The organism is Clostridioides sp. GD02404, assembly GCF_045898275.1.
GTDB lineage: Bacteria > Bacillota > Clostridia > Peptostreptococcales > Peptostreptococcaceae > Clostridioides > Clostridioides difficile_A.
In genome coordinates this window covers 44,235-63,920 of sequence record NZ_JBJOCA010000021.1, presented here as the reverse complement: position 1 = coordinate 63,920, position 19,686 = coordinate 44,235, and the positions used below count along the sequence as shown (strand labels likewise).

The 19,686-nt window shown below is 29.7% G+C and carries 21 protein-coding genes; 2 read left to right on the top strand and 19 right to left on the bottom strand.

Annotation, left to right across the window (positions count from 1 at the left end; genetic code table 11):
* Positions 1-104 precede the first annotated feature (104 nt).
* The 16 genes from Q3287_RS13360 to Q3287_RS13285 form a co-directional block, all read right to left on the bottom strand.
* Positions 105-509, bottom strand: coding sequence for a YmaF family protein (locus tag Q3287_RS13360; protein WP_407964189.1), 405 nt, complete (start codon positions 507-509; stop codon positions 105-107).
* A 111-nt stretch (positions 510-620) separates the two neighbouring features.
* Positions 621-1,487: a pentapeptide repeat-containing protein gene (locus Q3287_RS13355; RefSeq protein ID WP_223153280.1), complete on the bottom strand. Its 867-nt coding sequence runs from the start codon at positions 1,485-1,487 to the stop codon at positions 621-623.
* A gap of 280 nt (positions 1,488-1,767) precedes the next feature.
* A complete protein-coding gene (locus Q3287_RS13350; RefSeq protein ID WP_054272094.1) occupies positions 1,768-2,112 on the bottom strand; it encodes a zinc ribbon domain-containing protein YjdM in 345 nt (114 codons plus the stop codon).
* A 215-nt stretch (positions 2,113-2,327) separates the two neighbouring features.
* Positions 2,328-2,762, bottom strand: coding sequence for a helix-turn-helix domain-containing protein (locus Q3287_RS13345; protein ID WP_407964188.1), 435 nt, complete (start codon positions 2,760-2,762; stop codon positions 2,328-2,330).
* 183 nt (positions 2,763-2,945) lie between these two features.
* Positions 2,946-3,578 carry a ketohydroxyglutarate aldolase gene (locus tag Q3287_RS13340; RefSeq protein ID WP_054272054.1) on the bottom strand — a complete coding sequence of 211 codons (633 nt, stop codon included), beginning with the start codon at positions 3,576-3,578 and terminating at the stop codon, positions 2,946-2,948.
* A 125-nt stretch (positions 3,579-3,703) separates the two neighbouring features.
* Positions 3,704-4,600 carry a 4-hydroxy-tetrahydrodipicolinate synthase gene (gene dapA / locus Q3287_RS13335; RefSeq protein WP_407964196.1) on the bottom strand — a complete coding sequence of 299 codons (897 nt, stop codon included), beginning with the start codon at positions 4,598-4,600 and terminating at the stop codon, positions 3,704-3,706.
* A gap of 4 nt (positions 4,601-4,604) precedes the next feature.
* Positions 4,605-5,204: an SIS domain-containing protein gene (locus Q3287_RS13330; RefSeq protein WP_054272055.1), complete on the bottom strand. Its 600-nt coding sequence runs from the start codon at positions 5,202-5,204 to the stop codon at positions 4,605-4,607.
* A gap of 64 nt (positions 5,205-5,268) precedes the next feature.
* Positions 5,269-6,540, bottom strand: coding sequence for a PTS ascorbate transporter subunit IIC (locus tag Q3287_RS13325; protein WP_054272056.1), 1,272 nt, complete (start codon positions 6,538-6,540; stop codon positions 5,269-5,271).
* 26 nt (positions 6,541-6,566) lie between these two features.
* Complete coding sequence (locus tag Q3287_RS13320) at positions 6,567-6,854, bottom strand: PTS sugar transporter subunit IIB (protein ID WP_054272057.1); 288 nt, start codon at positions 6,852-6,854, stop codon at positions 6,567-6,569.
* A gap of 14 nt (positions 6,855-6,868) precedes the next feature.
* Positions 6,869-8,956, bottom strand: a complete 2,088-nt coding sequence (locus Q3287_RS13315) for a BglG family transcription antiterminator (RefSeq protein ID WP_407815030.1) — start codon at positions 8,954-8,956, stop codon at positions 6,869-6,871.
* Positions 8,957-9,435: 479 nt separating this feature from the next.
* Entirely contained in the window at positions 9,436-9,963 is a 528-nt protein-coding gene (locus Q3287_RS13310) for a cysteine hydrolase family protein (protein ID WP_407964187.1), read from the bottom strand.
* A 273-nt stretch (positions 9,964-10,236) separates the two neighbouring features.
* A complete protein-coding gene (locus Q3287_RS13305) occupies positions 10,237-11,085 on the bottom strand; it encodes a hypothetical protein (protein ID WP_054272059.1) in 849 nt (282 codons plus the stop codon).
* Positions 11,086-11,121: 36 nt separating this feature from the next.
* Positions 11,122-11,634 (bottom strand): DUF1097 domain-containing protein, encoded by a 513-nt coding sequence (locus Q3287_RS13300; RefSeq protein ID WP_054272060.1) that lies wholly within the window; start codon positions 11,632-11,634, stop codon positions 11,122-11,124.
* Positions 11,627-11,836 carry a hypothetical protein gene (locus Q3287_RS13295; protein ID WP_407964186.1) on the bottom strand — a complete coding sequence of 70 codons (210 nt, stop codon included), beginning with the start codon at positions 11,834-11,836 and terminating at the stop codon, positions 11,627-11,629. Before Q3287_RS13295 ends, Q3287_RS13300 begins: the two co-directional genes overlap by 8 nt.
* A gap of 48 nt (positions 11,837-11,884) precedes the next feature.
* Positions 11,885-12,841 carry an NAD(P)H-dependent oxidoreductase gene (locus Q3287_RS13290; protein WP_219674270.1) on the bottom strand — a complete coding sequence of 319 codons (957 nt, stop codon included), beginning with the start codon at positions 12,839-12,841 and terminating at the stop codon, positions 11,885-11,887.
* Between the two features lie 26 nt (positions 12,842-12,867).
* Positions 12,868-14,256, bottom strand: coding sequence for an LVIVD repeat-containing protein (locus tag Q3287_RS13285; RefSeq protein WP_407964185.1), 1,389 nt, complete (start codon positions 14,254-14,256; stop codon positions 12,868-12,870).
* Between the two features lie 270 nt (positions 14,257-14,526).
* Here Q3287_RS13285 and Q3287_RS13280 point away from each other — a divergent pair, with 270 nt between their 5' ends.
* Positions 14,527-15,408, top strand: coding sequence for a LysR family transcriptional regulator (locus tag Q3287_RS13280; RefSeq protein ID WP_219674272.1), 882 nt, complete (start codon positions 14,527-14,529; stop codon positions 15,406-15,408).
* A 107-nt stretch (positions 15,409-15,515) separates the two neighbouring features.
* Here Q3287_RS13280 and Q3287_RS13275 read toward each other — a convergent pair whose 3' ends face one another.
* The gene (locus Q3287_RS13275; RefSeq protein WP_407964184.1) at positions 15,516-16,409 is read right to left on the bottom strand and encodes a helix-turn-helix domain-containing protein; all 894 of its coding nucleotides are present in this window, start codon (positions 16,407-16,409) and stop codon (positions 15,516-15,518) included.
* Positions 16,410-16,577: 168 nt separating this feature from the next.
* Between Q3287_RS13275 and dpaL the strand changes: the two genes are divergently transcribed.
* A complete protein-coding gene (dpaL, locus tag Q3287_RS13270) occupies positions 16,578-17,795 on the top strand; it encodes a diaminopropionate ammonia-lyase (RefSeq protein ID WP_407964195.1) in 1,218 nt (405 codons plus the stop codon).
* Positions 17,796-17,964: 169 nt separating this feature from the next.
* Here dpaL and Q3287_RS13265 read toward each other — a convergent pair whose 3' ends face one another.
* Both Q3287_RS13265 and Q3287_RS13260 read right to left on the bottom strand, forming a co-directional pair.
* Positions 17,965-18,588 (bottom strand): hypothetical protein, encoded by a 624-nt coding sequence (locus Q3287_RS13265; RefSeq protein WP_407964183.1) that lies wholly within the window; start codon positions 18,586-18,588, stop codon positions 17,965-17,967.
* A 20-nt stretch (positions 18,589-18,608) separates the two neighbouring features.
* Positions 18,609-19,538, bottom strand: a complete 930-nt coding sequence (locus Q3287_RS13260; RefSeq protein ID WP_407964182.1) for a ParA family protein — start codon at positions 19,536-19,538, stop codon at positions 18,609-18,611.
* Positions 19,539-19,686 lie beyond the last annotated feature (148 nt).

Below are 19,686 nucleotides of genomic sequence, written 5' to 3'. Positions count from 1 at the left end.
TGAATATTAATATCATAGCCCTAATTAAATTTAAATATTACCCATTACATTTTTATCATTTATATACTAAAATCTAACAAGTTTATTACAATAATTTCCATTAGTTATACTAAAGGGGCTTCTATTTGAGTAGTAAAAAGGAATTTATGACAGTGACCATCATTAACAGTAGTATTTCCACATACTAAATGAACGTGTTTATTAGTTCCTGGTATCTTAATAGCTGGACCTGTTGTAACACATATTTTATGAAAATGGTCAAGGAAGTCTACATTATCAGTTATTTTATGAACATGATTTGTTCCACCATTTATTGGTATAACTTCACCAGTAACTCCTGCTGCACGATGATTATGTCTATCATCACACTCTTCTGCTAACTTAACACTCTGTGAATATTCATGAACATGTGTCATTTCTTCATAATCATTATAACACTTGTTACATTCATTATATTTATAATCATCATATACATAATCTCTTTCACATTTATAATTTTGATAACTCATTTTTATATCTCTCCTATTATATATTAAGAAATTCTTCTAAAGAATCTCTAATATATAGTATGAAGTAGAGTCAAAAAAGTTCATATTTTGTAAAATCATGTATTAATTTAATTATTTGTTCCAGTGTTTAGGATGTACTAGTGAGGCTGGTAATTTTGTATTAGAATCGCCTTTTGCAGTATTAACTTGCAATTGTGTTAAAAACACACTATTTTTAAGATTAGCTCCTCTAATATCGCAATCTCTTAAGTCTGCTCCTATTAAATTTGCTCCACTTAAATCTGTATCTTTTAAGTTTGCTGCTATCATTAATCTTCCTTTTAAATCTGCTCCTATTAAATTTGTTTTTCTAAGGTCTGCTCCTATTAAGTCTATACTTTTACTCAATTTTTTCTTACTTTTAAGATTAGATGTTTTAAGAAAAGATTTGACTTTTTCCATTACAGACTCACTAGCTTGAGATAATAATGAATTGACCTTTACTCTATGTGATGTTATATCTAAATCAATTAGCTGTTCTGGAGTCATAATGGTTATCTTTTCAGTTTCTTCAATTATTGAATCAATTTTTGTTTTTATTTTATCTGATATGTCTAATACAGATGCTTCTTTAAGATACCATAGCATTTCATGTAATTGTCGCATGATTAAAAACACTTCAGACATTTGATTTGCTAATTCTGATGATTGCATCCAGTCTCTACCTTTATATGTTATTTGCGCTACTTTCTGACCTGAACCAAAACAATCATATGCAGTACAACCTCTAAAACCTCGCTTTATAAGATTATTATGTACAGAACATTTAAAATCTGATTGCAAATTAATACATGGCTTTCCTGATTCCTTATCAGTGGGAAATCCATCTGAGGCAGAAAAATAGAGAGCCAAACAACAAAGTCCAAAACACTTCTCACAATCAATTTTTAACTCATCAAATAATTTATTATTATATATATTTTTATGTATATTTATCATATCACTTCTCCTTCTCAGTATAGTTTTTTAATAAGCTAATATTGTAAATAAATTACACTTCAGCCTCTTATGTAACATTTCTTATTCTTAATTATAATTTAATGTATCAGTTATTCCAATAGTATACATAGGTTTCTTATTTGTCTAAATAAACTTGTTAAAATTACATATTAATAAAACCACAAGAAAATATAAGGATAAATAAACTTTAATTCCTCAATAAATTCTTATGGTTTATAATGTACTATAAAATTATATAATAAAGTGATTTTTTATGATTTTACGCTTTTTTAACTACAGAAGACTTCAGCTTCATAGCTCCAAATCCATCTATTTTACATTCTATATCATGCCCATCTGATGGGTCGTGTACTAAACGTATATTTTTTACTTTTGTTCCAATCTTTATAGATGATGAACTCCCTTTTACTTTAAGGTCTCTGATTACTGTAACAGAATCTCCATCATTTAATACATTTCCATTTATATCTTTAATAATGTTTGAACCTTCTTCTTCTCCTAATTTTAAAGCCCATTCATGAGAGCATTCTGGACACACTAAAAGAGTTCCATCTTCATAAGTATATTCTGAATTACATTTCGGGCAATTTGGTAAATTTTCCATATTCATATGTCCTCCACTTGTTATTTTTAATTTTTTACTATATAAAATTTCTTTTGAGCCTATATGATATCATATTATACTTATATTTACAAACAACTCTTTTGCTTATGATTTAAATTCTTAATCTTACTATTATTTTTAATTTGATTACTGATTATAATTGGATACATACTTATGTATACCTTGCACTTACCATAATACACTTTATTCCAAATTTAGTTTGTCATATCCCTTTTATTTATATATCTCAATAAATAACCAACTCCCATACCTATAAAACTACCCGCTATCCCCCACATAAAATTATCTGTAATAAATCCTATTGATATTCCTATTATAAAACCACCTATCATGAAATTATCTGACAGTTCATCTTCTGACTCATCTTCATCATAATTTGTACTATTTGTAGGTAATTTACTTGATTTAATAACAGCTTCAATTTTATCTTTATTTTCATCAAATAACAAATCATCTAAAGCTATATTAAATATATTTCTTAACAACATTAAATTCTCTATATCTGGATATGTTTTATTAGATTCCCATTTTGATATAGCTTGCCTAGATACATTTAGCATTTCAGAAAGTTGTTCTTGTGATAAATTTCTTTCTTTTCTTAGTCTCTTTAAATTTTCTCCAAAGTTCAATATTATCACCTCATCTCAACTTAATTATATTTATATATTGGCTAATTCACAATCCTCCTATAGTTGCACTTTGTTAACTAATAGTTGCATTACTAATTTTATCTATAATTTGGATTAAAATATAACAAATACTAAATAAGCTGTATCATAATAATTATAAACTACTATGATACAGCCACAACATTAAACTTCTCTTATATTTTTAATTATTTCACGAATCTTTTTAGCATTTTTAGCAATATCCCCAATATTACCTTTAGTTAATAGACTACCAAAACCGCATACATCAACACCATTTTCCAACCATACATGTAAATTATCCAGATTAATTCCACCACTTGCTAAAACTGGCATATCAGGTATTGGTGTCTTAAATACCTTTACTAGCTTAGGTCCATAAAAATCTGATATTGGAAAGGCCTTGATAAAAGCTGCTCCTAAACTCAGAGCCTCTACTGCCTCAGTCAATGATGTACATCCTGGAGCATAAGGAATCTGATACCTATTACAAGTTTTTGCTACATCTTCATTATAATTTGGTGCAATGATAAATTGAGCTCCATGTAAGATAGCATGACGAGCTGTTTCACTATCCAAAACGGTTCCTGCCCCAACACAAAGAGATTCACCATATTTTTTATTAAGCCCTTGAATTATTTCTCCAGCATTATTTAAAGTATAGCTCATTTCTATATTTGTTATTCCACCTTTTATACACCCTTCAGCAATTTCACATGCACGATTAAGTGTTTCTTCTCTTACAATCGCAAGAGCTCCACATTCTGCCATTCTTTTGGTTATATTCATCTTTTTCATATCATCACCTCTATATTCATCAAAACATTTTACTTCTCCATTAAGCCTCCATTAAGTTAAATTGCTTTTAATAAAGCATATATTATTCACATACAAATCTGATTCTTCTCGTTATATTGTCTATTCTAACTATGTTTATTAAGCATTTCTCTATAATTTTCGACCACTTGCTTAATTTCTTCAAGAGCTTCTCCAATTGGTTCAGTTGCAGGAAGTCGTGCAGTTCCAACATTAATTCCATTCAAGACAACAGTTTTTTTTATAACAGATGGAATTGTTCCAAGCTTTAGAATACGGCGAAGTTCTTCAATACTATTTTGAGCTTCTTGAGCTTTTTCTAAATCCCCATTCATAAAGTTTTCATAAATAGCAATATCAATCTCTGTGAGGAAATTTGCTGTTGCAGCAACGGCACCTTTCCCACCAGCCTTCAAACTATCAAGAATAAGTGAATCTGAACCTGAAAATACACTAAAATCCTCACCCTCAGTTGCTTCAATATAAGCTTTCATGTTGTCAAGTCTACCACTACTATCCTTAATGCCAACAATATTCTTTATCTTTGATAATTCACGCACTGAGTCAGGTTCAATATTAATCCCTGTCTTACCTGGCATATTATACATCATAATAGGCAAATTAACTGAATCAGCAATAGACTTATAATGTAAAATTAATTCCTGTTGTGTTGGTGTCACAAAATATGGAGTGATAATTGATAATGCACTTGCACCTATTTCTTCCATTCTTTTGGACAAAGTTATAACTTCACGGGTTGAGTTACCACCTGCCCCAACAAAAACAGGTACACGATTATTAGTATGATTGATAACAATTTTTGCAAATTCAACCTTTTCATCATCTGTTAGTACATGACATTCACCATTAGTTCCCAAAATAAATAATCCATAAACTCCCTTATCTATTAGATAGTCAATTAACTCACATGTTGCTTGTGGATTTATATTTTGGTTTTCATCAAAAGGTGTTATCATTGCGCATATAATACCTTTATATTTCATAAAATTACATTTCCTCTCTAATAGACTTTCCAAGGCTTCCTCCTGGATGCCACTTCAAATACTGTTGTACATCAAGTCCTTTAGCATATTGTAATGCAACACTTAATGACTGTAATACTATAGTTTCTGCAAGAATTGAAGCACGAGGAGCCTTATTAAGACAATCACCTTCATGTTTAACACCTGCAAATAAAAATATATCAGAAACATCCTTTAAGAATGAATTAGTATTACCACTTACACCAATTATCTTTGCTCCATTTACTTTTAGTGTCTCAATAGTTGCTTTTAATTCTTGAGTCTCTCCACTATTTGATATTGCAATAACAACGTCCCCAGCTACTACTTGACCACTTGAACCATGTACTGCTTCTGTACCATGTAATATATATGCTGGTGTTCCAGTAGATGAAAGTAATGAAGAAATATACCCTGATACATGTCCTGGTTTACCAATACCAGTCACATGTACACGTCCATGATTCTTTTCAACTTCAAAAATTAAATCACATGCTTTATTTATAGATATTTCATCTATTGATGAAATAAACTCTGATACTTCAGTAGATAGAGTGTCTAGAAATGCAGATAGTGTATTTTTCATAATAGACTTGCCCTCCTTTAAATTATATCAACCATACCTATGACTTTTATATCATTGATTTAGACTAGATAGGCTTTATAAATTGTAAAATATTATGTAATATTGAACCAACTACGTTATAATCAATGTTTGGGAAAGTTGCGCCCTCTATACCAAGAGTCCCATAAACTGGATATAATATCACTGGTAAAAATGCAAGTAATAATCCTACAACAAATGACCCTGCAATAGCTCCTCTCCATCCTCCTGAGGTATTACCAAATATTGCAGCTGTACCACCTGAAAAAAAACATATATGAGCAGCTGGAATAATTACTACAGGGAATATACTAGGAAATGATGCCATAATAGCAATTGCTAATAGACCAGCAGCATATGCTGAAATAAATCCAATAATAACTGCATTTGGTGCATATGGGAAGACTGTTGGAACATCCAGTGCAGGACGTGAACCTGGGATATATTTTTCTGAAATAATTACAAATGCGGCAGTTATTTCAGCTAAGAACATACGAACACCTGACATCAGTATTGACATCCCAGCCACAAATGTAAATGCTTCTATAAGTGGAAATACTAACCAATGTGTTGAACCAGCAATTTCTTGAGTAAAGGCCTTCCCAGCTTTTAAGGTTGCAATATAAAATAAGATTAGCATAACTATAGATAGACCCATTAAAAAGTCTCTAAATATTGATAACCACTTAGGAAATTCTATAGTTTCTGTTGTATCATCTTTATGTTTTGAAAATAAACGTCCAATATATCCTGATAAACCATAACCAATCATATTGAAGTGACCAATGGCTTGTTCATCCCCACCTGTCAACTCACGCATAAATGGCTGACAGAATTGAGGTAGTGCAGCAGACATAAATCCTAAAATAACTCCACCTATTAAAATAGTGATTGTATTATCGAATCCATGTGCTTTCATAATTAAAACTAATACACAAGAAAAAAATAAACTATGACCTGTTGTAAAGAAAATATTCTTGAACCTTGTAATACGTGCAAATACTAAATTTAGTATGAATCCAAGAATTAATGTACATGAAACTGCAAAACCGTATGTACTTTGTGCAAGTGCTGTAGCTGCTTCTGGTGAAGCTATAACACCAGTAATTCCAAACCCCTGCTGGAACAATTTATTGAAATTTTGAAGTGCGCCAGTCATAGCAGATGCACCAATACCAAATATTAGAAAACCAATAAGTGTTTTTGAAGACCCAGTAAATACTTCCACTGCTGATTTCTTTTGAAGAATCAGTCCTATACATGCAACTACACCAAGCAAAACAGCAGGTGTACTCAACAAACTAATAATAAACTCCATAAACATTCCTCCCTATTTTCTTAAATTTATTCCTCTTTTGAAGCAAGAAATTTTTCTAGCGCTGTCTTGATTTCGTTGCGGTCAACAATATTACGAATTCCAATTATATCAAATCTTAAATTTTTCTTTTCTAATTCTTCAGCAACATCAATTAATGTTTCTACAGCATCTCCATTGAATCCATTTAATGAATCTAATGAACCATGTTCTACTTCGATTGGAAAGTTATTTTCTTTAATGATTTGTTGAGTCTTTATTTTTAACATTAAACTTGAGCCAACTCCTGCTCTACATGCGATTAAAATTTTATACATAATTAAATCCTCCTTTATAATTCGTGTTTTTTTATAAAATCAATAATTTCTTTGCCTTCTTTAGCAGTATCTAACGCTCTAAAGAATTCATCTTGCTCCAATAATTCAACCAGTTCAGACATAGCACGTAAATGACTATTATTATCTACTGCACTTAAACAAAATACATATTTTACTGGGTCATTTTCATCATTTCCAAACTCAATAGGGCTATCTAAAGTAGCAATACCTATCGCAATTTCTTTTGACCCAGCTTCTGGTCTAGCATGAGGAAGTGCTACATGTTTTGTAATTACTATGTATGGCCCAGATACCTTTGCTGAGTCAATCATTGCATCTACATATCCCTCAGTTACTTTATTGTTTTCAACTAAGGCAGAAGCTGATTGTCTAATAGCATCCTCCCAGTTCTTAGCTTTTACCTTTAATTTTATTAGTGTTTCACTAGTAATCTCACTTAGCATAGGCCCCTCTCCTTCCTTGGATGTAAAATTCTCTATTTGTGCAAAATAAGCTAATAACTCACTTGAAAGCATACTTTCAGAAGTTACTTTTGCATATTTTTTTATTATATTCATAACCTCATCTATTTTAGGTTGTCTTAAGAAAATATCTCCCAATTGAATATACACTTCACGTGTAATCTTATACTTTTCTTTTGTGGTCATAACAGGACTTACTTTAATCACTGGCACATCTGTCTTTAAACCTTCTGTGTTATAATTAGTAGTAAATACAATGTCTACAGGTTCACTGATATTTTCTAATCCAACCGATTCTGACATTGGTATAAAATGTAAGTCAGGAAATAAGTTTGTAAGTTCTGCATGTAAAATAGCTGAACTCCCAACACCATTTGAACAAACTATTAATGCTATTCTTTTTCTAAAATCATCAAACTCTTTTTTATTTGAGAAAAGAGTTGCAAAGTGCATTGTTAAGTATGCTAACTCCTCTTCTTGAATTTCTTCTCCAAATAAGCCACAGAATTCTTTCATTGCATTACTTACAATTCTATAGACTAATCTATATTCTTCTTTTACCTTTTCACAAATTGGATTATAAATAGGTAATTTAAATAAAAGTCTGTAATAAGCTGGTCTAAAATGAGAATATAATTGTTTAAATATCTTTTCTTGACTTATATAATAAACCCCACTTAAATACCCAAATCTTGTCATCATTTTATTTACAATTTCTGAAATTACAGCCTTATCTTCTGTGTCTTCTTCATAATTTCCTACTGATATACCTAAAATCCAAGCACTAATATACATTATATTATGAGGTCTTATATTTTCTTCACTTTCATATACTTCTAACAATTCCTTAGCAAATTTATATTCCTTCATTGAACTCATGACTGCAATACTAGGGATATCTATATTTTCTTGAGTAACTATTCTAGTTGAACACATTCTTGCCTTTAGAAAGATAAATATATAAATAAATTCTATTAATCTATCCTCAACAAAATTAATTTCATATCTTTTTATAAGCTTTAATATAATCTTTTTGGCTTCTTCAAATTTATCTAGATTATATTCTTCTATAAAAATATCAAATACTCTTGAACTTTTCTCATTAGACAAAGTTTCTATAATATTCTTAATAAGTACTCTCCTAATTTCCATCTCATTTCCAACTAAATAATAGCCACTTATACGATTATTCTTGATTTCAATACCCTTTTTTTCAAGATTTGGTATTAAATCTTTAAAATCAAGATTTACAGTAGACCTACTCACTTTTATAGAGTTTGTAAAATGGTTAATTGAGATATCCTCCATATTAATAAAAAGCATTAGGTACATATATAAAAGTCTTTCTTCTTTACTAAAGTAATAAGTATTCTTAGAATAATTTTTTTCTAGAATTTCTTTAATTGCTTTTTTGGTTTCTTTTCTAACGATAATATCTTTATCAGCTCTTAAACATATAAGTGGTACTTTTTTTACTTTAAGCATGTCATTGATTTTATTTATTCTATAAGTAATTTGTCTTTTTGAAGAATTAGATTCCTCTTGTAATCCATTAGTTGTAATCAATGTGCTATTTAATAAAATCTGGAGAATCGATACAATTTCTTTGTCCACTACCATTAATCCCTACTTTCTTATTAAGATTAGTCTTCATATTATCATTGGATTCTTTCATCACCTCCACAATATTTATTTTATTGGAGAATTTTATTGTTTTCAATTTCATTTAAGTATAACTTTTGTTTTAGATTGAGACAAAAATTATACTTATCTAAAATAGATACTGTAGTACAATTGTAGATTTTATAAATAAAAAAGGTTTCTTTAGTAAAGAAACACAAGAAAAGTAATTTAAATAATAAAAATCATATTAACTTTTAATAAATTGTTCCACCTAAAAAAGCACATTAATTTAAAATAAAATTGATGTGCCTTATTTTACTTGTACCATTCTAATACATTAGATTTGTTTATTAATTGTACTCTAGTATCATTTTTCTGAAATTAATTTATCTAAATACAAGATTCAGTAACTTATACCTCTTATGACTTTAATATTTTAAAACCAAGTAGGTTAAATTTTCTTTATTATAAATAGTCTATATTTGTTTCATTCTTTTAAGTGTTTCGTCCAGTGAAATGCATTCTGCGTATCTCCCATTCCATATGAATTCATTGTAGTATTTATATGATTGTTCTGCTGACATAAATAAATTATCAACAGTTGTATTTGAATAAGCTGGAACTATCATATTAAAACCATGCTCAAACCCACATTTTATAGTTGCATCAATACAATAATCTGTTTGAAGTCCAACAACAATTATATCTTTTTCACCCTTATTTGTTAAGTATTCTAATAGACCAGTTTCCTTAAAAGCACTGTTTACTTTTTTATCAAATATTTTTTCTTTATTGTATGGTTTAAATTTTTCATATATCTCAAAACCATCTTTACCCTTAGTCAACTCATTTTCAGTCCCATCATCATGGCGTACATATATTACCTCTATGTTATTCTTTCTAGCTATATCAATTAAGTTTTCTATATTTGCTACAAACTCATTAAAATTATATAACTTTTCGTTTGTTATTAGTTTTTGTGTATCAACTACCAATAAAATCATATTTACTCCTCCTTAGATGTTATTTTAAAATTTCTTTATATTTTACCATAAAAAGTGAATACAATATTATTGAGTTTTTCTTTGTAAAAATTCTACTAATCTAAATCTAGGTATACCTGAGTAAACATAGTATTCACAATCTTTTGATATTTTGTAGACATAAAAATATTCCCTTTATGATAACAGTTTTATTATTTCAACTCTATATCATAAAAGGAATGTCTTAATCTTTAAATACACCATAAACACTTTTTAATAAATATCTTATAACTTTTATCTCATTGGAATATATCCACGATACTGTGAATATGCATCCATCGTTGCTATATCACCTAAAAATACTGATGCGATATTGAATTGTGGCTTTAGATATGGAAACTCCTCTTCTTGTGCCCATGCTGGTTTTTTAATAAATGATTTTGCATCTTCAACTACAGCTTTATACCACTCTTCTTCTCCTTCAAACCATAATTCTACTACACGGTCAAATGCAGTTGCACCATAGTTAATCATGATTTTACTGCTTACAAAGCGATTAACATAGCAACAGTTTGTAAAGTATGGAACTATCTCATCATAGAACCATTTTTCTCCTTCTTCTTTAGAAATACCCTCTGGATACTTAATCATAAATTGCCAGCGATAATTTGGCCCATCTTGTACAGTACGTCCTTTTCCTCTAAAATCTTCTTCCCAGTTTATTGGGACAAAAGCAAATATAAATGGTGGACATCCATTATCACCACCTACTGCACGCCCTGCATCTCCACTTTCTGCATTCTCATGAACCTTTTTATTCTCCACATCTGGTATGCATCCTTGCCAACGAAGAACATCCATAGGCATGTATTCTGTCATAATTCTATTTGCCATCTCAGGCATATGTTCATCTACAAGCCAATAATGCTCTGTTAATTGCATCTTACGTACACCAAAACGTTCCCCTTCATTTGGTGTAGGATATGCCTGATAAAAAGCATATTTAGTGCAATATGGCCCAAAATTACTAATACTATCTGGAATATGATAGCGATATAACCAATCCATTAATTTGGGTCTATACTCTTCCTTAGCAAGTCCTACATATATTAAACTCCTCATTATTTTAAATTCAAACCCCATAAACACCCTCCCATAATCAAATTATATTCACATGCTTCAATTTCCCATTGTTTTGTCTTTGTTTAAAATACCCCTAGTAAACAAATCTACACCTGCTCCCACATACCACACTCCTACTGCCATAGCTACAGCAATTTGAATACAAATGCTCTGTAAGTTAATAAGGCTTTCACCTGTCATAATAGTTAGACCTATAGCCCAGCCACAAAGCCATGATGGTAAGAAAAGTATTTTTTCAAATAAAGATGCGATTATAACTGCAAAAAATCCTAATATACTAAGTGTTAAAAATAATTCTAGGTTTTGATTGAAGTTTATATGTTCCATAATTAAAATTGCCAATACTGCCCACAAATCTCCACACCAAAAACCAAACATTATTTTTAATCCATCTTTTTGTTTATTGCCATTGGTTACATATAATCCTGCACAAATTAATGCTACAGCTCCAGTCTTTATCCCTATGTAAGGTGCTAACACTGCCCATAAAGGAGGTAATAAAGCAATCCCTATGGACAGTGTTAATATTTCTTTTTTCTTTCTATCCATTTTCCATATTGTAATTAGCATATTCTCTAGATTGCCTTATCTCTACCAACCTGGTTGCTACTGGATTTACAATCGTAGATACTACAAAATAAATTAAGTATAGTGGCATTATTAGTGCTACAACTGACCTTATAAAGACTATAGAGATATTTCTTACTGTATTAACAAATATAATTTGTCTAAAACTTGATTTCTTTTTCATATAATAGGCCTCCTATAACACTCCTTAAAAATAGCCTTTATATTTCAATTATTCTCCTAATGAAACTTCAACTTGCTTTTCTTTAATCAATGGTTCTATAAAATTATAAGCTACTTTTCTTTCTTTAAATTCTGTTGTTTTACGAACTTCTGCATAATGACCTTCCATTCGTTTAATATCATCACCATGTATAAACTTACCTGGTAAAGTGTCATGAGCATGTCCTAATTGCTCTTTTGGAAAACTAAATATAGTTTTTCCACTTGTTGTGTCTAATTCTCCAACTATGCCACATAGAGCACATATTGACTTTTTAGTACCTGGTTCAAGGTAGAATAACCTATTATGGCAATGTGGACAGACTCCTTCTTCTCCTTGGTATGAAGCTTTTTCGAAATCTTTTGCTGCTTCAACTATATTTATCCCTATTTGACTAACTTGAGCAAGTTTTTCATCATTCATGACTAGTTCCTTTGCCCATGGAAACCAAGCATTATCTATCACTTTCCACATTGGTATTAGGGCTAACATAGCATGTTCACATTGAACTCTTGTCCCCCAGTCTGAACCACCTATTCCCATAAATGATACTACTTTATCTTTAAGTATTCTTGGGTCTGGAATTTTTCCCCCCGTAGCTTCTGCAACTTTTGTTCCTATAATATTATTTCCCTTGTCTACTCTTGGCCCAAAACGGTCCATTATGGTATGAAATAATCCTGATGCTCCTTCTTCGAATATTGGGTCTGAGAATACTATCCCATCTGCGTCTTTTATTTTATCAAGTAACCATTCAAAATCATCTTTTAGTATACACATACTACCTTTTCCAGATAATAAAGTCTTAACGCATGCACAACACCCAGTGCAATGTTTAATATTAAGAGATGACATTTGAATAAATTCTACTTCAGCTCCAACTTCTTGAGCTCCTTTAAGTGCCACTTTGCACATTGTGTCATTATTTCCATTTTTCGTTCCAAAAGAAATACCTAATATTTTCATATTTAACTCTCCCTCTTTAGTGTTTATTAATCTTCTTTCATTTTTAATATATAGAACCCATCATCTAGAGCATCTATAATGATGTATCCTCTATCATCAACAATAATATCTTCTGTTACTGCTAAACGTGGTCCAGGGAATCCTGGGAAATAAGACTCTTCTTGTGCTTTATTTGGATTTGGTGGTATAAAATATGCTAATTCTTTGATATAATATGGGTCTGATACATCGTAAACTCTTAAACCTGCATGGAAATAACAGCAATACACTCTATCTCCTCTTTGCTCTAACCATGGCTTATTATCCATTGGTTCGTGAAGGTTATGTGGTCCAAATGGTCCTGGTTTTCCTAGCCCTGCAACATTAAAATTAGGATAGGGAAAATCTTTTGGTACTTCAGGATATGGAAACTGAGCAATTAATGTCGGTTTTGTTGGATTGCTAACATCAACCATATGTATATTATTCATAGCTTGGACATCTGTAATATTCTCTGGTTTAAAAAACTGAAAACGTTCTCCTTCGTTTTGAACAACAGCCAAATCCCTTCCTGGTAATGGTAGTGCTGTATGCGTTCTTGCTCCTGCAAGTCTGCTAGAAAACGCAGGCATAAATGGTAATTCGCCCAAACATCTTGGTCTTGTTAAATCCTCAACATCTAACACAACTAAACCGGCTCCTCCATAACCACAATAGGCTTTTTTATTTCTTACAAATGGAGGTCCATGAAGCCATCCTTTATCCATAAATTCTGGACAATGAGGTGCTCCTGGATCAAATGTTCTATTTGGATATCCATCTGCATATTGGTCTGGTCTCCACCACTTACCTATTTCTACTGGATTAGTTGGGTCTATTATATCTATAATTCTATAAATCATTCCTTCAAATCCAACGCAGTCACTTGATAAGTGTACATATCTTCCACCATTATACATAAATCTATGAACACCCATTACATGCTTTAATCCACAATCCCAATATCCTAAAAACTTAGGATTTAGAGGGTCCTCTTTTAAACTATATATTCTAATTCCTGCTTCACACTTAATACTTGATAATTTAGCTTGGTCAACAAGTGCTCCTGGTCCACTTCCACAGCTCATGGCTACTATCATTAAATCATCTGCTATTTGAATTTTTGGAGTTGTTGTTGTAGGATATTCTTTTGGATCTAACACTTGAAAGTGTTTAATAAATTCTGGATTATAAGGATTTGTAATGTCACTAATCATTACTCCATTTTTCTTACTTCCACCGAAACAACACCCATATAAATAATATTTCTCGTCTCTTTTATAAAGCGCCATTTGAAACATTCCACAAGTTCCATCTAAGTTGTTAAAGGAACAAACTTCAAGGTTTTTGATATACCCGTTATTACCTTCACCTTTTGCATAAAATTTATCTTCCATTTTTTCTCCTTTCTTATCTAGGTTATTATCAATTGATATACTTTCATTTTATGGGATAAACTCAGTCAAATCCAATATCGTTTTTATGGGAATATATAAGTTATTCTTATTAATAAATTTATAAAATTTAATGTAAATGCACATTTAAACATATATTTTTATACAAATATTTTCTAATATTATTTAAAAGTAAGTTTCCTTATACTATAATAAGTTTTAATTATATAACTAATGTTTACAAGCAAGATAAGTTTAAAAAGGGGTGATTCTTTGAATACTAAACAATTGGAATATTTTATATCTGTAGCAGAAAATTTAAGTTTTACCAAAACAGCAGAAAAATTTTATATTTCTCAAACTGCTGTTACACAACAAATTAAAGCCTTAGAAGAACAGATACATGTAACTCTGTTTACAAGAAGCAAACGACACGTTGAGCTAACTCCAGCCGGAAAAGTTTTTTTATCTGAGGCACGCACTATAATAAAAAATATCAATGACGCTATTGCAAAAACACAAAAGTTTGCAAATGGTTTTTCTGGAACTTTAAGCATTGGAATTTTAATCGGATATGAAAAAAACAAACTTCAGCAATATTTAAAAGAATTTTCTCATACATACCCTAACATATCTATGGAACTCTGTACTAACGAGATGACTGAGCTTTTAAACTTAGTGAAAAATAATTTTATGGACCTTGCTTTTGTTATTAATCCGGAAAATCAACCATTAAAAGGTTTTGAATATAAAACTGTAGCAAGATATTCTTTAGTTGCCCTTTTACCCCCTGGACATCCTCTTTACAATAAAGAGTGTATCGATTTAATTGAGTTACAACATGAGAAATTTATTTTTGTAAAGGAGACAGGAGATGAATATGGTCAAAAATCTATGATACAAGATAGATATCGTGAAGCAGGATTTGTACCTAATGTGGTACAACGTTCAAATGATCTCAATACTATTGAATCTCTAGTAGCCTCTAATATGGGTGTATCCATATTACCTTCATTTTGTGCTGTAGGTAATATGATAGAGCATGATATTTCAATTGTTCCTATAAAGGAAGTACAGAATAGAATTGAAGTTGTAGTTGTATGGAATAAAAACAATACAAACCCAGCATTAGAAAAATTTATTTCTATAATATAAAATTAATTAATATTGATTATAAAAATAGCATTAGCCATTTTTCATGGTTAATGCTATTTTTTATTCTTTATTTTTTAAACTTTATTCTATATAAAAATAATATCTTATTAAAAACTGGTCTTTTGTCTTCTATAAATAGATGGTGATACTCCTGTTTTCATTTTAAATTTTTCAATAAAATAACTAGTACTACCAAATCCACACTGATAAGCTATATCTGAAATAGAATCATTAGTTGAAATTAATAAATTTGAGCTAGCTACCAAGCGGTAATTAATAATATATTCAAAAATAGTGCAATTCATATATTTTTTAAATTCACGACAACAAGTACTTTTAGATAAATTAACTTCTTTTGCTAAATCATTAAGTTCGATTTTCTCCATATAATGGTCACATATATAGCCAATTATATTTCTTATATGCAAACTATTATTTCTAGCATTATCATTAGGAAATGATACAAAATAAGATTTTATTAAAATATTCCATACTTCTATTAATAATATAAATATATGTAATTCAAATCCCATTTCCTTTTTATTATACTCTTCATAAATTTTAAAGATATTGTTTAGTATAACCGATTTCCAGTCAATATCATTTTTCAAAATACAATAATTAATTCTAGAATTATCTATATAAGGTTGTATATATTTTATATTTATGAGACTTCCTGCAAAGCTAGATATAAAGTCTGAATTAAAAACTACACTTATATAAGAGCAATCACTTCCTTTATAATTTTTTGCCTGATGTAATTGCTTTGCATTTATGAATATCCCTTCCCCTTCAAATAAAATTATTGAATCTCCATCAACATTAAAATTAATATTACCTTTTGTTACAATACAAAATTGTAACTCTTCATGCCAGTGCCAATCAATATATCCCAAAATATTTTCACTTATTTTAGTCTTATAGACTGTAATTGGGAATTCAAATGAACCTTGTTGTGTTACTTCTTTTTTATTTTTATTAGTAACAATATTATCCTTCATAAATCTAGTCTCCTTTTACTAATTTCGATTTTTTTTAATCATACACAACTTGATAATATAACGATATTTATTGCCTATATTATTATATATTTTTTGCTAATTAGTCAATATAATTATAATTAAGAAATAAATAATAAACAATTTTAGGAGATAAAAACTATGAGAAACATAAAAGATATTAAATATATACAAAATGAAAATGCAAGAAATTTACACAAATCTAAAGTAAGTGTAAACTTTATTAACAAAGAACAAATAGAAAAAATTAGAAACTTCCATAGAAGCTTTTCAGAGTATAAAGTAACTCCTCTTCACAGTTTAAGTGAATTAGCTAATGAATTAGGTGTTAGTGATATCTGGCTAAAAGATGAGTCATATAGATTTGGACTTAATGCATTTAAAAGTCTTGGGGGTTCATATGCGGTTGGAAAATATATAGCAAAAAAATTAAATATGGATATTTCTAGTCTTTCTTTTGAAATGCTAAATAGTAAAAATATAAAAGAAAAGCTTGGAGACTTAACTTTTGTAACAGCCACTGATGGAAATCATGGAAGAGGGATTGCTTGGTTTGCAAATCAAATTGGACAAAAATCAGTAGTATTTATGCCAAAAGGGTCTTCTGAGATAAGATTAAATAATATTAGAAAAGAAGGTGCAGAAGCATCTATAACAGACTTAAATTATGATGATGCAGTAAGATTAGCTACTAAATATGCTGATGAAAATAATGGTGTTATAATACAAGATACTGCTTGGGATGGTTATGAAGAAATTCCAACTTGGATTATGCAAGGATATGTTACTCTTATCGATGAAGCTATAGAGCAAATAAATTCTTTAGATAATGGAATCCCCACTCATGTATTCCTTCAGGCAGGGGTTGGCTCTTTTGCTGGAACTGTACAAGGATATCTAGAATATGTATTTGGCAACAATAGACCAATAACTACTATAGTTGAACCAAATGAAGCAGCATGTATATTTAAATCAGCAGAAATAAATGACCAAAAACCACATGCTGTTACAGGTTTTATGGAAACTATAATGGCAGGGCTTAATTGTGGTGAACCTAACACTATAGGTTGGAATATTTTAAGAGATTATTCTGATATGTATATTTCTTGTCCTGATTATGTAGCTGCAAGAGCAATGAGAATACTTGCTAACCCACTAAAGGGAGACCCTTATGTTGTATCTGGAGAATCTGGTGCGGTAGGTTTAGGGATTTTAAGTTTGATTTTAGAGGAAGATGGATTAAAAGAAATAGCTGATAAGCTAAACATAAATAAAGATTCAAAAATACTTGTTATAAGTACAGAGGGTGATACTGATCCTGAAAATTATAAAAGAATAGTGTGGGATGGCGCTTATACGTCAATTTAATAAAGTAAGGTAGATTAGGTAATGAATACCTAATCTACCTTACTTTATTTATTCTGTTATATCACTTACTTGTGATACGGTTCCCCGTTATACCTCCAAAGGAGGTTGATTTTGGGCGAAATAAAAAAGTATAAACTACCATGATTGTCCAGTTCATACTTTTTTTATATTATATTTTTTTTCTTATTGTATATGATCTTATTTTAGCCTCTACTACTGACTTTATTATATGCTCTACAATAATTTCATATGATGATTCCCTATCTATGAATACATTCAATTTTTTTGCTAATTTTAGTATATTAGTTTTATTTTCAACAACCTTAGATTTAGCTATTAATGTTCTAGCTTCTTCAACATCCATGATATTTTCTAGTTTATTAGCTATATCAGATATATTCATTTGAATATCTTCTGCTTTTTCTACTCTATATATTATATTTTCTTTATTATCATCTACATATTGAATAATATTATTTACTATAGTATCATTAGTATCTTTTACTTTAAAATCTATCTTATAATATTTACAAAAATCAAGTAACTTAGATTTTGTAGATAAGTATTTATTTTCTTTTATAAAATTTATTTTTTTATCTAAATCATCTTCAGTGGCTAGGTGATATATTATATTATAATAAGCTTCTTTTTTATCATTATCTATACCTTTTTCAAAATATCGTATATCTGCCGTCCCTTTAATCAGACTATTATATTGTTCTTCTGATAGATTATTTATTAAATCCATAAATAACTTTGTAACAATAGCAAAATCTTTTTTAGAGTTAGACATGGTTATCACCTCCTCATTAACTAGATCCCAGTCTTTTGAACTAATTCATCTATAACGTATTCTATTTCTCTTCTTATATCTAAATATAAACCATCAACATCTTTAAGTACTACTGGAACACCATATTCCGGTGGGTTTGCAAACATAGTACTATTATTTCTTATGAAGTTTTCAAAAACAGTATATCCTGCTCTTCTTACTTGATGCATATATGCATTTTGTGCTTGTATTGGGTCTTGATTATAAACAGTAATCATCGTAAACACTACTCCCGATAATTTAGGATCTATAGTAGCCCATCTATTACTATCATCTTGTTCTACATATGTATTATACTTTTCTTTTAATGCATCTATATGTCTTACTAATTGGTCTATACCTAGTGTAGACAGAAAATCTGCTTTTGCAGGAACTACATACATATCACTTGCTATTATAGCATTTTGTGTTACTATATTAAAATTAGGTGGACAATCTATTAATACTAAGTCGTAGTCATCTTCAACTTCTTCTAATCCTTTTTTTAGTCTTGAAAACAATCTTAAAAAGCTACTTCTTATAGTCCTCTCAGAGTTACCTCCATATCTAGTTGCTAACTCCATATCTAAATTAATAAGTTCTAGATGGGAACTTATTAAATGGACACATCCACTCGCACCCATATTACTTATTTTATTATTAACTTTATCAGGTATAATTATTAGATCTTTTAATGATTCATCTAAATCTGCATCTAAAAATTCATCATACCAATGTTTTATAGTCTTTCCATTTGTATCTAGTTCTCTCCATTTTTCTATATCTATAAATGAAAGAGTTAAGTTAGTTTGTGGATCCAAATCTACAACTAGTACCCTCTTATCTCTAAATGCTAGTTCTGATGCCACATTTGCTGTTAATGTTGTTTTCCCTACTCCACCTTTATAGTTTATAAATGATATTATATCCATATTAATCCCCCTTAAACTTTATATGAATATTATACCATTTTTTTAGTTTTATTTAATCATCATATTTACATAAATAATAAAAGCCATACTACATTTCTAATTAATGCAAACTTATCATTCTTAAATTTATTTTTAATAAAACCGTAGC

Coding starts and splice junctions, on each gene's coding strand:
- Q3287_RS13295 (WP_407964186.1), bottom strand. CDS start 11,836: ATGAAAAAGAAATCAAGTTTTAGACAAATTATATTTGTTAATACAGTA.
- Q3287_RS13300 (WP_054272060.1), bottom strand. CDS start 11,634: ATGGATAGAAAGAAAAAAGAAATATTAACACTGTCCATAGGGATTGCT.
- Q3287_RS13275 (WP_407964184.1), bottom strand. CDS start 16,409: ATGAAGGATAATATTGTTACTAATAAAAATAAAAAAGAAGTAACACAA.
- Q3287_RS13260 (WP_407964182.1), bottom strand. CDS start 19,538: ATGGATATAATATCATTTATAAACTATAAAGGTGGAGTAGGGAAAACA.
- Q3287_RS13355 (WP_223153280.1), bottom strand. CDS start 1,487: ATGATAAATATACATAAAAATATATATAATAATAAATTATTTGATGAG.
- Q3287_RS13305 (WP_054272059.1), bottom strand. CDS start 11,085: ATGGGGTTTGAATTTAAAATAATGAGGAGTTTAATATATGTAGGACTT.
- Q3287_RS13340 (WP_054272054.1), bottom strand. CDS start 3,578: ATGAAAAAGATGAATATAACCAAAAGAATGGCAGAATGTGGAGCTCTT.
- Q3287_RS13320 (WP_054272057.1), bottom strand. CDS start 6,854: ATGTATAAAATTTTAATCGCATGTAGAGCAGGAGTTGGCTCAAGTTTA.
- Q3287_RS13325 (WP_054272056.1), bottom strand. CDS start 6,540: ATGGAGTTTATTATTAGTTTGTTGAGTACACCTGCTGTTTTGCTTGGT.
- Q3287_RS13360 (WP_407964189.1), bottom strand. CDS start 509: ATGAGTTATCAAAATTATAAATGTGAAAGAGATTATGTATATGATGAT.
- Q3287_RS13310 (WP_407964187.1), bottom strand. CDS start 9,963: ATGATTTTATTGGTAGTTGATACACAAAAACTAATAACAAACGAAAAG.
- Q3287_RS13290 (WP_219674270.1), bottom strand. CDS start 12,841: ATGAAAATATTAGGTATTTCTTTTGGAACGAAAAATGGAAATAATGAC.
- Q3287_RS13315 (WP_407815030.1), bottom strand. CDS start 8,956: ATGGTAGTGGACAAAGAAATTGTATCGATTCTCCAGATTTTATTAAAT.
- Q3287_RS13265 (WP_407964183.1), bottom strand. CDS start 18,588: ATGTCTAACTCTAAAAAAGATTTTGCTATTGTTACAAAGTTATTTATG.
- dapA (WP_407964196.1), bottom strand. CDS start 4,600: ATGAAATATAAAGGTATTATATGCGCAATGATAACACCTTTTGATGAA.
- Q3287_RS13285 (WP_407964185.1), bottom strand. CDS start 14,256: ATGGAAGATAAATTTTATGCAAAAGGTGAAGGTAATAACGGGTATATC.
- Q3287_RS13350 (WP_054272094.1), bottom strand. CDS start 2,112: ATGGAAAATTTACCAAATTGCCCGAAATGTAATTCAGAATATACTTAT.
- Q3287_RS13330 (WP_054272055.1), bottom strand. CDS start 5,204: ATGAAAAATACACTATCTGCATTTCTAGACACTCTATCTACTGAAGTA.